Origin of the sequence: Streptomyces sp. NPDC023723 (assembly GCF_040639815.1) — a bacterium.
GTDB lineage: Bacteria > Actinomycetota > Actinomycetes > Streptomycetales > Streptomycetaceae > Streptomyces.
In genome coordinates, this window is the sequence record NZ_JBFAAP010000036.1 from 1 (window position 1) to 11925 (window position 11925).

Sequence of the window (11925 nt, forward strand, 5' to 3'; positions counted from 1 at the left end):
CGCGATGAAGATGACGTGCCCGAGATGATCGGGGTGAGCCGTTCTGGCTCCTGACTTGGGTGCCTCAGCAGTGCTGGTCACGTGTACTCCTCGGGCCACCGGCAACGCCGCCGGGGTGGTTCACCCTTCGAGGACCATCTCAAGGTTCCTGAAGGTAAAAGCAACGTTGCAGAGACTATGCCTTCAAGTTTCGAAGTCAATAGGGCGAAAGGTGTGAGCTACGAGACGTTCTGTGCCGGATGATGCAGGGATGGTGCAGGGATGGCTGCGCAACAGGTGAAGAAGATCGCCGGAAACGGTGGTTGGCTGAGTTCAAGACTTGAAGTTGGCGATGTGCTAACGCAACCGCTGGCTGATGACCTTCGACACGCCATCGCCCTGCATGGACACGCCGTACAGCGCGTCCGCGACCTCCATCGTCCGCTTCTGGTGCGTGATCACGATCAGCTGGGACGCCTCCTGGAGCTCCTGCATGATCCGGATCAGCCGTTGCAGGTTGGTGTCGTCCAGCGCCGCCTCGACCTCGTCCATCACATAGAACGGACTCGGCCGCGCCTTGAAGATCGACACCAGCAGCGCGACGGCGGTCAGCGACCGCTCCCCGCCGGACAGCAGCGACAGCCGCTTGACCTTCTTGCCGGGCGGCCGGGCCTCGACGTCCACGCCCGTGGTGAGCATGTTGTCGGGATCGGTCAGCAGCAGCCGCCCCTCCCCGCCGGGGAACAGCCGGCCGAACACGCCCTCGAACTCGCGGGCGGTGTCCCGGAACGCCTCGGTGAAGACCTGCTCGACGCGCTCGTCGACCTCCCGGACGACCTGGAGCAGATCGGCACGGGTCTTCTTCAGGTCCTCCAGTTGCTCACTGAGGAACTGGTGCCGCTCCTCCAGCGCCGCGAACTCCTCCAGCGCCAGCGGATTGACCTTGCCGAGCTGCTGGTAGGCCCGCTCGGCGGCCTTCAGCCGCTTCTCCTGCTCGGCGCGCTGGAACGGCCGGGGCCGGTTGCGCGGGTGGTCCGGGTCGTCCGGAAGCTCCTCGCCCTGGGCGGGGGGCGAGGGCGGCACCGTCTGGTGCGGTCCGTACTCGTCCACCAGTGCTGTCGGTTCCACACCGAGTTCCTCCAGCGCCTTGGTCTCCAGCTGCTCGATCCGCAGCCGTTTCTCGGCGCCGAGTACCTCGCCGCGGTGAACTGAATCCGTGAGTTTGTCGAGCTCGGCCTTGAGATCACGCCCCGCGCCGCGGGCGGCGGCCAGCTCCTGTTCCCGCAGTGCCTTGGCGGCCTCGGCGGCGGTGCGCTCCTGCGCCGCGCGGGTCACGGAGACCTCGACGTGCGCCAGTAGCTGCCGGGCGCCGGCGGCGACCGCCCCGGCGACCGACGCCTCGTGGCGCAGCCGGGCCCGCCGCTGCTCGGCACGCGCGCGTGCCTCCCGTTCGGCCCGGGCGGCCCGGTCCAGCGAGTCGGCCCGTCCGGCCAGCCCCTTGACCCGTTCCTCGTGGGTACGGGCCTGGAGGCGGGCCTCCATCTCGGTCTGCCGGGCGTTGGCCCCGTCGGCGGCCAGCCGGTCCCGCCGGGCGGTGTCGGGCTCCTCGTCCAACGGCATCTCCTCGGCGACGGCCAGCCGCTCGGCCAGTTCCTCGGCGTCCAGCAGCGCCTTGTCCAGCGCCTCCCGCGCCCGGTCGGCCGCGGCGGCGGCCCGCTCCGCCTCGCCGGCCGCGCCCCGGGCCTGCCCGGCGAGCCGCCCGAGCTGCTGGGCGACGGCCGACTTCTCCCGGTCGGCGGCCCGGCGCCGCTCCCCCAGCTGCTCCACCAGCGCCGCGCACTCCCGGCGCCGCTCCCCGGCGGCCTGCTGGGCGCTCGCCAGCTCCGCGCACCGCGTGTCCAGCTCCGTCAGCTCCGCGGCGGCCTCGTCGACGGACGCCTGTACTTCGATGAGGCTGGGCGCGCCGGCCGACCCGCCGTGCGCGAGGTGCGCGCCGAGCAGGTCGCCCTCGGCGGTGACGGCGGTCAGCTCCGGCCGCGCGTAGACCAGTTCCTCGGCGTCCTCCAGGGTCTCCACGACGACGATGCCGCGCAGCAGCCGCCGCAGGGCGGGCAGCAGCCCGGCCGGAGCGCGCACCAGATCGGCGGCGGCCGGCGGCCCGTCCCCGCGCGGTGCGGGCGGTACGTCGTCACCGGCGCCGTCGATCAGCAGCGCGGCCCGGCCGGCGTCCTGTTTGCGCAGCAGGCGGATGGCGTCGGCGGCGGCGGACGGGGAGGTCACGGCGAGGGCGTCGGCGGCGGCGCCGAGCGCGGCGGCGAGCGGGACCTCGTAGCCCGGGGTGATGGTCAGCAGTTCGGCGGCGGGGCCGAGCAGTCCGGTCAGCCGGTCCCGGGCGGCGAGCAGCGCGCCGGTGCCGTCCTTGCGGCGCAGGCCCAGGGCGAGGGCGTCGTGCCGGGCCCGGGTGGCGGCCCGGGCCCGGTCGACCGCGGTGGCCGCCTCGCGGGCGGTGGTCAGCGCGGTCTCGGCGTCGGCGAGCTGCCGCTTGGCCGTCTGGTGCCGTTCGGCGAGTTCGTGGTCGTCGGCGTCCAGGCCGTCGACCTCGGCCTTCAGCGCCTCGTACTCCTCCTGGGCGGCGCCGGCGCGGTCCTGGGACTCGTCGCGGGCGGCGGTCAGGCGCTCTATCTCCGACTGGGCGGCGGCGGCCCGGGAGCGGGCGGCGCCGGCCTGGCCGCTGAGCCGGGCCAGGCCCTCGCGGCGGTCGGCGATGGCGCGGGCGGCGTCCTTCAGGCGGCGTTCCTCTTCCGCCAGCTCGCGTTCCAGCTCCGCGCGGTGCCCGGCGGTGTCCTCCAGGGCGCGCTGGGCCGCTTCCAGGGCGGCCTCCAGTTCGGCTTCCTGCTCCCGGACCCGGGCGGCCTCGCGCTCCAGGTCCTCGGGGTCCCGGCCGCGGCGCTCCTCCTCGGGCGCGGCGGTGGCGCTCTTCACCCGGGCCTCGGCCAGCGAGATCGTGCCGCGCACCCGTTCGGCCAGCTGGGACAGCTCGTACCAGGTCTGCTGGGCGCGCTGGAGCCGCGGGGCGAGCCGGCGCACCTCGTCCTCCAGGTCCGCCTCGCGCCGCAGGGCCTGGCCCAGGTCCCGTTCGGCGGCCTCCTTGCGTTCCTTCAGCGCGGCCTCGTCGGCGATCTCGGCGGCCAGCGCCTCGCGCAGCCGTACCAGGTCGTCGGCGAGCAGCCGGAGCCGGGCGTCGCGCAGGTCGGCCTGGATGACGGCGGCCCGGCGGGCCACCGCCGCCTGCCGGCCCAGCGGCTTGAGCTGGCGGCGCAGCTCGTCGGTGAGGTCCTGGACGCGGGCCAGGTTGGCCTTCATCGCCTCCAGCTTGCGCAGCGCCTTCTCCTTGCGCTTGCGGTGCTTGAGGACGCCGGCCGCCTCCTCGATGAAGGCGCGGCGGCCCATCGGGTCGGCGTGCAGCACGGAGTCGAGCTGGCCCTGGCCGACGATGACGTGCATCTCGCGGCCGATGCCGGAGTCGGAGAGCAGTTCCTGGATGTCGAGGAGGCGGCAGGTGTCGCCGTTGATCTGGTACTCGCTGCCGCCGTTGCGGAACATGATCCGCGTAATGGTGACCTCGGCGTACTCGATGGGCAGCGCGCCGTCGGAGTTGTCGATGGTCAGCGACACCTCGGCGCGGCCCAGCGGCGGGCGGCCGGTGGTGCCGGCGAAGATGACGTCCTCCATCTTGCCGCCGCGCAGCGACTTGGCGCCCTGCTCGCCCATGACCCAGCTGAGCGCGTCCACGACGTTGGACTTGCCCGAGCCGTTCGGTCCGACGACGCAGGTGATCCCCGGCTCGAACCGGAGCGTGGTCGCCGAGGCGAACGACTTGAACCCGCGCAGGGTCAGGGCCTTCAGGTGCACGCCGCCGGACTTTACCTCCCGGTGCGGTCTCACTCCATGAACGCTTGGACCCCCGCGGTTTCGCCATTGAACGTGCAGGGCACATCAGACGTTAAAGAAGCTGAGGGGTCCGCGGGGGAGGCAAGAAAGAAGGGACGCCGAAGCGTCCCTTGCAACTCTGAGCAACCGAGCGGCTGTACAGGCGGCCCGACCACTGCTGGTGCTGTTCCACTGCGCTGGTGCTGTGCGTGGAGCGATGCAGTGATCAGGTCAGCGCAGGCTCCGCCTGGTGTGCGTCAACGCTCTCCATGATCCTGTCGTGAGAAGCGGCAGCCGCGAGCGCGTCGTTCTCCGCCTGGATTCGTCCGAGCTCGGATTCCAGGTCCTGGACGCGCTGCTGGAGCCGTCGCATCTCGGCGAGGAGTCGAGGGTCGGAGCCGCCGACGTAACCGAGAAGCGCCTTTGCCATGATGGATGGTCCTCCACAATGAGTGACCGACCGATGCGGTGTGGGTCGTGAGGGATTCGCACCCGCGGTGCTTGGCACTTTGGAGTTTTTGCTGCCGTTCAACCATGCCAAACAGCTAAGGTGCGCGGGGCTTTCAGAGTCTCACCAAAATGTTTGACGGTCAACACGATCACGCCCCGTACTGGCGCACGGCCCGGGGCGCGCGGCCGGGAAACGGCGGCGCTGCGACTCCTGCGGGCCCCTCGGGGCGTGGCGCCGATCCTGCCCTGCGGGACCCGTTATGGCAAGCGATTCTCGGCAACCACCTGCTCGTTTCCGTCCCGGGCGGTGCCCGGCGGGCGGGCCGGACGGCCCTTCGCCGGACCGCCGGCGACCCCGGGTCAGCGGATGGCGAAGCCGTCGTAGCCGCCGCGAGGTGTGTCCCAGATCTCGGTGACACCGTCCACGCGGCCGGGCGTGTCGTCGCCGTGCAGCCAGTCGAGCAGTGCCACGCACCGCTCCTTGGGCCCCTCCGCGACCACCTGCACCCGCCCGTCGCCCAGATTGAGAGCAAAACCACTCAGCTCGCCCAGCTCCAGTGCCCGCGCCCGGGTGAACCAGCGGAATCCCACGCCCTGCACATGTCCGCGCACCCAGGCGGCCAGCCGTACATCCTCGCTCATGAGTGCAACCTAACGGGCCGATGTCCCTGCGGGCACTTCCTCCCCCAGCGCCATGCGGTACCGTCCCGACCCAATGAATCTCATACGAAACTCACTCGATCGTGTGGGTTTCGTGTTGATCAAGAGACGTTGGCATCGAGAGACGGCGACCACGCGACGAGTCGACCGCGAGGACGAGGAAGGCCAGTACATGGGACGCCACCGACGCTCCGCCGCCGGCCGCGCCGGAGGAGCCGCTCAGCCGGGCGGCGCCGGCAGTGGTTCCACCAGGGGGACCGCGCCCTATCTGAACCCCGAGGCGTACGCCGAGGCCCGGGCCAGGAGCGAGGCCTATCTGTTCGGCACGGACGGCACCGGCGGCGCCGCCCCTTCGGCGGGGCCCGGCGGCTCGGCCGGTCCTGACGGCGCCGGGGCCCCGCCCCCGCGTCCGGCGTCCCGGCGCCGCCGGAAGAAGGCGGCCTCCGTCCCGGTCCGTACCGGCCTGCTGGGGGTGTCGGCCGCCGTCGCGCTCGGCGCGGTCGCGGTGGCCACGGGCGCGGTGCCCGGTCTGGACGGCCTGCGGATCGGCGGCGGTCCGGGCGGCAGCGACAAGGTGCAGGCGGCGGACTCGCCGGCCAACACCCCCGGCGGACAGGGCGGCACCTCGGGCACCGTCGGCAGCGGCGGTGCCCGCGGCGAGTCCGCCGGCACCGGCGGCTCGGCGTCACCCACCGCACCCTCCGCGTCCGCGTCCGCGTCGAAGAAGCCGTCCGCGTCGGCCTCCGCCACGCCCGCGAAGACCCCGTCGAAGCAGACGAAGCCGACGGCGGCCCCCAGCAAGACGACGAAGCCCACCCCGTCGCGCACGGCCACCGAGGAGCCGGCGCAGACCGAGGAGCCGGCCGGCGGGTCCGTCCCGGTCTCCGAGGCGGCCGCCGCCGAGGCCCAGGTGCTCACGCTCGTCAACGAGGAGCGGGCCAAGGTCGGCTGCACCCCGGTCGCCGCCGACAGCGCGCTGACCGCACTGGCCGAGGACTTCAGCGAGGCCATGGCCGCGCAGGACTTCTTCGACCACACCGACCCCAGCGGCGCGACCCCCTGGGACCGGGCCGAGGCGGCCGGGATAAGCAACCTCGGCGGCGAGAACATAGCCCGCGGCCAGGCGGACGCGGCGGCGGTGATGGACGCCTGGATGAACAGCGAGGGCCACCGGGCCAACATCCTGAACTGCGACTTCAAGACCCTGGGCGTCGGCGTGCACTTCGGCTCCGGCGGCCCTTGGTGGACCCAGGACTTCGGCTACTAGAGAGCCGCTGGACAGCTCCCGCAGAACTCCCGCAGAGCTCCCGGAGCGCCACGGGAAACCGGCCCGGCGCGGGCTTTCCGCCGGTCGGCGCGGCCTGCGGGACCGCGCTGTGCTCACGTACGCTGAAGACATGTCGACCACGCAGGAGTGCACGGAAGAGCGGGGCCTTCCGTACGACGTGTTCTCCCGGGACTGCCCCTCGCGAGGCACGCTGGAGCATGTCACCGGACGCTGGGGCGCGCTCACGCTCGGCGCCCTGTACGAGCACTCGTTCCGCTTCAACGAACTGCGCCGCCGGGTGGACGGCGTCAGCGAGAAGATGCTCTCCCAGACGCTGCACGCGCTGGAGCGCGACGGCCTGGTGCACCGCGACGCCCAGCCGACCAACCCGCCCCGCGTCGACTACGAGCTGACCCCGCTCGGCCGGGAGACGGCCCGGCGGCTGCTCGCCCTCATCGAGTACCTCGAAGGCAGCATGGACGAGGTGCTGGCGGCCCGCGAGCGCTACGACGCCGAGCGGACCGGCACCGGGCGGCCGGCTAGAGCGTGACGCGCGGCGGGCGCTGGCACTTCGGGCAGAAGTAGCTGGACCGGTTCATCCACGGCCGGCGGCGCATCGGCGTGGCACAGCGGCCGCAGGGCAGTCCCTCGCGGCCGTACGCGTCCAGCGACCGGTCGAAGTAGCCCGACTCCCCGTTGACGTTGACGTACAGGCTGTCGAAGCTGGTGCCGCCGACCGAGAGGGCCTCGTTCAGCACGTCCCGTACATGGCCGAGGAGCTCCTGGGTGCGCGGGCGGGTGAGGGTGGCGGTGGGGCGCTCGTAGTGCAGGCGGGCGCGCCACAGCGCCTCGTCCGCGTAGATGTTGCCGACGCCGCTGATCAGGGACTGGTCGAGCAGGGCCCGTTTGATGGTGGTGCGCTTGCGGCGCAGGGACTGGTGGAACGCCTCGTCGTCGAAGAGCGGGTCGAGCGGGTCGCGGGCGATGTGCGCGATCACGTCGGGCAGCCCGTCGGGCGAGGTGTCGTGCAGCGACAGCCCGCCGAAGGTGCGCTGGTCGACGAAGCGCAGCTCGGTGCCGAGGGTGTCGGCGAAGCGGACCCGGACCCGCAGGTGCTTCTCGACCGGCGCCTCGTGCGGCTGGACCAGCAGCTGGCCGCTCATCCCGAGGTGGGCGAGGACCGCCTGCCCGCTGTCCGCCAGCGGCAGCCACAGGTACTTGCCGCGCCGGCTCGGCACCCCGATCCGGTGGTCCTTGAGCCGCTGGGCGAAGTCGTCGGCACCGGCCAGGTGCCGGCGTACCGCGCGGGGGTGCAGGACCTCGGCGTCGGCGACGCTCCGGTGGGCGACCCACCGCTCCAGACCGCGCCGGACGACCTCTACTTCGGGCAACTCGGGCATGTGTTCCCCCACTGCGGGACGGTGTGACGACGACGAGCGCCCGCCCCGGGCAGGGGCGGGCGCTCGGTGCGCCACTCTGCTGAGAGCGGGATGAAGCGGATCAGGCGGAGGCCGACGGTATGTCGGCGGTCTCCGCGGCGGCCTCGGACTCCGGGGCGGCCTCGGCCGCCGCGGCGCGCTCGTCCGCCGCGGTCCGGATGGACCGCCAGGCGGATTCCGCGGCCTGCTGCTCCGCTTCCTTCTTGCTGCGGCCGGTGCCGGTGCCGTACGAGACGCCTCCGACGCGGGCGGCAGCAGTGAAGGTCTTCTCGTGGTCGGGGCCGGTCTCCGTGACCAGGTACTCGGGGACCCCGAGCCCTTCGGTCGCGGTCAGCTCCTGGAGACTGGTCTTCCAGTCCAGGCCGGCACCGAGGTTGGAGGATTTTTCGATCAGGGGATCGAACAGGCGGTGCACCAGCTCCGCCGCCGCGTCCAGGCCCTGGTCGAGATAGACGGCGCCGATCACCGCTTCGAGGGTGTCGGCGAGGATGGATGCCTTGTCCCGGCCGCCCGTGCCCTCTTCACCGCGGCCGAGCCGGATGAAGGAGCCCAGTTCCAGCCCGCGACCGACCTCCGCCAGCGCACGCGAGTTGACCACCGCGGCCCGCAACTTGGCCAGCTGGCCTTCGGGCAGGTCGGGGTGAATGCGGTACAGCGTGTCGGTGACGACGAGACCGAGCACGGAGTCCCCGAGGAACTCCAGCCGCTCGTTCGTCGGCAGACCGCCGTTCTCGTACGCGTAGGAACGGTGGGTCAGCGCGCGCACCAGAAGGGCGGACTCGAGCTTGTACCCGAGCCGCCCTTCCAGAAGCGTGTGGGACGAGGCCTGGTGCTCCGCAGAGTTTTTCTTCGGCGTGGACACAGTGCCTCTCACCAGCCGCTCAGACCTCGAGGACCTGGCGCTTGTTATAAGTGCCGCACGACGGGCACGCGATGTGCTGCTGCTTGGGCTCGTGGCAGCGCTCGCACGCAACCAGGGTGGGGACCGCAGCCTTCCACTGCGACCGGCGGTGGCGCGTGTTGCTGCGCGACATCTTCCGCTTCGGAACAGCCACGGCTACTTCTCCTGCTTCTCGTCGACGCCTGCTTCGGCGCCGCTCATCTCGTCCTTCTCGCCGTCTCCGAGTGAACCGGCGAGTCCCTGCAGTGCCGCCCAACGGATGTCGACGGCGTCATGGTGGTGGTCCGGGTCGTCCGCCAGGCGTACGCCGCACTCGACGCACAGTCCCGGACAGTCCTCCCGGCACACCGGCTGCATCGGCAGTGCGAGCACCACCGCATCGCGCAGCACGGGTTCGAGGTCGAACAGGCCGTCCTCGAGAAAGAGCCGGTCCTCGTCTTCCTCGGCGTCGTCGGCCGGTTCCGCTTTCACACGGCCCCGGTCGTCGGCGTCAGGGTACGAGAACATCTCCTGGAAGTCCGCTTCGAGCTCAAGCCCGACCGGCTCCAGACACCTTACGCACTCTCCCTCGGCCGCGGCACGGGCGGTGCCTGTGACGAGCACCCCTTCCATGACCGACTCCAGCCGGAGCGCCAGCTCCACCGGGGCGCCTTCCGGCACTCCGATGACTCCCTTGATACCGAGGTCCTGGGGAGCGTCGACCGTGCGGGTCAGGCGCTGCTGCGCACCGGGCCGCCGGCCCAGCTCGTGTGTGTCGAACACGAGGGGGTTGCGGTGGTCGAGGTGGGCGTTCAGGGCCATTCCAACTTTCGGTCTTCGAGCGTCGTACTTCGTACTGCGGGCAGCGCTGATCGTGCGGTTGCACACGACCGAAGAGCCAGGATACTGGAGCTTTCCCGCACGGCCCAATCCGGTGCCGGAGCCAGTGGAAACTACAGCCCCCGGCCCTGTTCGTAGGCTCGCAGCTGCTCCGCGCTGATCATGCTGGTGTCGAAGAGGCTGGTCTCGTCGAGGGCCTGGACCTGCTGCTGCGCGTCGTACGCCGGCTGCTGCGGGTCGTAGGCCGCCTGCTGGCCGTCGTATCCCTGCTGCTGGGCGTCGTAGCCCTGGTAGGCATAGGGATCGGCCTGCTGGTAGCCGTACGTGTCCTGCTGGCCGGCGTAGGTCTGCTGCGGGTAGCCGCCGTACGGGTCGGGCTGCTGCTGGGCGTAGCCGTACCCGGTCTGGTCGGCCGGTGCCGCCTGGGCCGCCGCCGGCTGCGGCTGCTGCTGTTGCTGCTGCTCGGCGCAGTCCCGCTGCCGGGACTGCTCGGCGGCGGCGTCGCTGTCGGCGAGGGCGGCCAGGTCGGCGAGGTAGTCGGCGTCGCTGGAGTGCTGCCGGGTGGTGGTGTCGTCGGCGAGGGCGCCCAGGTCGTCGGAGGCGATCCGGCCGTGCAGTTTCTGCCGGCCGCGGCCGACCGCCTCCAGGGTCTTGGCCAGCACCGCCTCGAAGGCGCCCAGCTTGACGTCGACGTAGGCGTCGGCGTCGCGGCGCAGGGTCTCCGGGTCGTGGCTGCGCTCGGGGGCGTCCTCGTCCTCGTAGCCGTTCTCGTCGATGCCGGGGCCGGTGCCGAGCAGTTTCTCGCGGCCGCGGCCGACCGAGCCGAGCGTCTTGGTGAGGACGACCTCGAAGTTGGCGAGCTTGGAGTCGACGTAGTCGTCGGCCTCGGCGCGGATCTCCTCGGCCTCCCGGCGGGCCTCGGTGAGGATGCGGTCGGCCTCGGCCTGGGAGCGGCGCACGACCTCCATGTCGGAGATCAGCGAGCCGCGCTCGGCGTGCGCGGTCTCGATGATCCGCGTCGCCTCCTGGCGGGCCTGCTCCACCATCTGCTCGCGGTCGCCGATCAGCTCCTGGGCCTGGGCGAGGGAGCCGGGCAGCGCGGCCCGCACCTCTTCCAGCAGGGAGAGCAGGTCCGCGCGGTTGACCACGCAGGAGGCCGACATGGGCATGGATCGGGCGCCGGAGACCGTCGAGACGATCTCGTCCAGCTTCTTCTGCACGTCCACCGTGTGCTCGCCACTCTCTACAGCTGTGTTGGAGACGGACGGGACGACTGTACGGCTCCGGGGCGGGCGCCGGACACCGCCCGGCGCTCAGTCCCCGCGCAGCCGCTCGGTGAGCGCGTCGTGGACCATCGGGGGCACCAGGTGGGAGACGTCGCCGCCCCAGGTGGCGACCTCCTTGACCAGCGAGGAGGACAGGAAGCTGTAGGTCGGGTTGGTGGGCATGAAGAGGGTCTCCACGCCCGAGAGGCCGTTGTTCATCTGGGCCATCTGGAGTTCGTAGTCGAAGTCGCTGACCGCGCGCAGGCCCTTGACGATGGCCGGGATCTCGCGCTCCTTGCAGAAGTCGACGAGGAGGCCGTGGAAGGACTCGACGCGGACGTTGCCGTACTCGGCGGTGACCCGGCCGATGAGGTCGATGCGCTCCTCGACGGCGAACAGGCCCTGCTTCGACTGGTTGATCATCACCGCGACGTAGACCTCGTCGTACAGCCTGGAGGCACGGGAGATGATGTCCAGATGGCCATTGGTGATCGGGTCGAACGACCCGGGACAGACGGCGCGGCGCACTTGAGATCCCTCGCTCTCGAGTCCGGTCATCGTGCGTCTTCGCACGTAGAGGCGGCGCGACCGTACCAAAACGTTCCCTCGCCGTAACGACGGGCCCGGATCGCGTCGAAACCCTCCGGCCACCGGAACTCCCCGCCTCTGGTGCTGCGCTCCACGGTGACGAGGGCATCGTCCGCGAGCCAGCCCTGAGTGCGGAGTGTGAGCAGGATCTCCCGAAGATCGTCGTCGGTGACGGCGTACGGCGGGTCCAGGAAGACCAGGTCGTAGGGGTCGTCCGGCGGGGTCTGGATGATCTGCTGGGCCTTGCCCGCCCGGACCTCGGCACCGGGGAGACGGAGGGTCCGCACGTTCTCCCGGACGGTGCGGGCGGCGCGTGCGTCTGCCTCCACGAGGAGGACGTGGCCCGCTCCCCGGGAGAGGGCTTCCAGGCCCACCGCGCCGGAGCCGGCGTACAGGTCGAGGACGCGTTCGCCGTCCAGGGGGCCGCCGAGGAGGGACTGCCAGGTGGAGAGGAGGCCCTCACGGGCGCGGTCGGAGGTGGGGCGGGTGCTGTTGCCTGGCGGCACTGCGAGGCGGCGTCCGCCGGCTGTGCCGGCGATCACGCGGGTCATCTGTGGTCCTTCTCAGTGAGCGGCTACCGGTTCAGTGTGGCTGGTGGCGCAGTTCCCCGCGCCCCTGGGGCATCTA

General features: G+C 71.6%; 12 protein-coding genes. 2 read left to right on the top strand and 10 right to left on the bottom strand.

Going from position 1 to position 11925, the window contains the following annotated elements:
- Positions 1-336: 336 nt before the first annotated feature.
- The 3 genes from smc to AB0G32_RS28760 all read right to left on the bottom strand — a co-directional run bounded on the left by smc (position 337) and on the right by AB0G32_RS28760 (position 5001).
- Positions 337-3891, bottom strand: a complete 3555-nt coding sequence (gene smc, locus AB0G32_RS28750) for a chromosome segregation protein SMC (RefSeq protein ID WP_361169425.1) — start codon at positions 3889-3891, stop codon at positions 337-339.
- 244 nt (positions 3892-4135) lie between these two features.
- Positions 4136-4339: a hypothetical protein gene (locus tag AB0G32_RS28755; RefSeq protein ID WP_228898360.1), complete on the bottom strand. Its 204-nt coding sequence runs from the start codon at positions 4337-4339 to the stop codon at positions 4136-4138.
- Between the two features lie 380 nt (positions 4340-4719).
- Positions 4720-5001: an acylphosphatase gene (locus tag AB0G32_RS28760; RefSeq protein WP_361169428.1), complete on the bottom strand. Its 282-nt coding sequence runs from the start codon at positions 4999-5001 to the stop codon at positions 4720-4722.
- Between the two features lie 190 nt (positions 5002-5191).
- On the opposite strand from AB0G32_RS28760, the gene AB0G32_RS28765 reads away from it, so the two are divergent.
- Positions 5192-6286: a CAP domain-containing protein gene (locus AB0G32_RS28765; RefSeq protein WP_361169431.1), complete on the top strand. Its 1095-nt coding sequence runs from the start codon at positions 5192-5194 to the stop codon at positions 6284-6286.
- Positions 6287-6416: 130 nt separating this feature from the next.
- The gene (locus AB0G32_RS28770) at positions 6417-6836 is read left to right on the top strand and encodes a helix-turn-helix domain-containing protein (protein ID WP_361169434.1); all 420 of its coding nucleotides are present in this window, start codon (positions 6417-6419) and stop codon (positions 6834-6836) included.
- On the opposite strand, the gene mutM is transcribed toward AB0G32_RS28770, so the two are convergent.
- From mutM to rsmD, 7 genes are all read right to left on the bottom strand, one after another.
- Complete coding sequence (gene mutM / locus AB0G32_RS28775) at positions 6826-7686, bottom strand: bifunctional DNA-formamidopyrimidine glycosylase/DNA-(apurinic or apyrimidinic site) lyase (RefSeq protein ID WP_361169437.1); 861 nt, start codon at positions 7684-7686, stop codon at positions 6826-6828. The two genes, AB0G32_RS28770 and mutM, sit on opposite strands and share 11 nt — an antisense overlap.
- Before the next feature lie 100 nt (positions 7687-7786).
- Positions 7787-8587: a ribonuclease III gene (gene rnc, locus AB0G32_RS28780; RefSeq protein WP_361169440.1), complete on the bottom strand. Its 801-nt coding sequence runs from the start codon at positions 8585-8587 to the stop codon at positions 7787-7789.
- Positions 8588-8606: 19 nt separating this feature from the next.
- Positions 8607-8780: a 50S ribosomal protein L32 gene (rpmF, locus tag AB0G32_RS28785; RefSeq protein ID WP_003951102.1), complete on the bottom strand. Its 174-nt coding sequence runs from the start codon at positions 8778-8780 to the stop codon at positions 8607-8609.
- Between the two features lie 2 nt (positions 8781-8782).
- A complete protein-coding gene (locus tag AB0G32_RS28790) occupies positions 8783-9427 on the bottom strand; it encodes a YceD family protein (protein ID WP_361169443.1) in 645 nt (214 codons plus the stop codon).
- Positions 9428-9558: 131 nt separating this feature from the next.
- Positions 9559-10671, bottom strand: coding sequence for an ATP synthase F0 subunit B (locus tag AB0G32_RS28795; RefSeq protein ID WP_361169446.1), 1113 nt, complete (start codon positions 10669-10671; stop codon positions 9559-9561).
- Between the two features lie 87 nt (positions 10672-10758).
- A complete protein-coding gene (coaD, locus tag AB0G32_RS28800) occupies positions 10759-11238 on the bottom strand; it encodes a pantetheine-phosphate adenylyltransferase (protein WP_361169594.1) in 480 nt (159 codons plus the stop codon).
- 26 nt (positions 11239-11264) lie between these two features.
- A complete protein-coding gene (rsmD, locus tag AB0G32_RS28805) occupies positions 11265-11849 on the bottom strand; it encodes a 16S rRNA (guanine(966)-N(2))-methyltransferase RsmD (RefSeq protein WP_361169449.1) in 585 nt (194 codons plus the stop codon).
- Positions 11850-11925: the final 76 nt, after the last annotated feature.

What these genes read in the sequence shown, in the direction of transcription:
- AB0G32_RS28760 (WP_361169428.1), bottom strand. Translation starts at nt 5,001, where the DNA reads ATGAGCGAGGATGTACGGCTGGCCGCCTGGGTGCGCGGACATGTGCAG.
- AB0G32_RS28765 (WP_361169431.1), top strand. Translation starts at nt 5,192, where the DNA reads ATGGGACGCCACCGACGCTCCGCCGCCGGCCGCGCCGGAGGAGCCGCT.
- AB0G32_RS28755 (WP_228898360.1), bottom strand. Translation starts at nt 4,339, where the DNA reads ATGGCAAAGGCGCTTCTCGGTTACGTCGGCGGCTCCGACCCTCGACTC.
- AB0G32_RS28790 (WP_361169443.1), bottom strand. Translation starts at nt 9,427, where the DNA reads ATGGCCCTGAACGCCCACCTCGACCACCGCAACCCCCTCGTGTTCGAC.
- AB0G32_RS28770 (WP_361169434.1), top strand. Translation starts at nt 6,417, where the DNA reads ATGTCGACCACGCAGGAGTGCACGGAAGAGCGGGGCCTTCCGTACGAC.
- rsmD (WP_361169449.1), bottom strand. Translation starts at nt 11,849, where the DNA reads ATGACCCGCGTGATCGCCGGCACAGCCGGCGGACGCCGCCTCGCAGTG.
- mutM (WP_361169437.1), bottom strand. Translation starts at nt 7,686, where the DNA reads ATGCCCGAGTTGCCCGAAGTAGAGGTCGTCCGGCGCGGTCTGGAGCGG.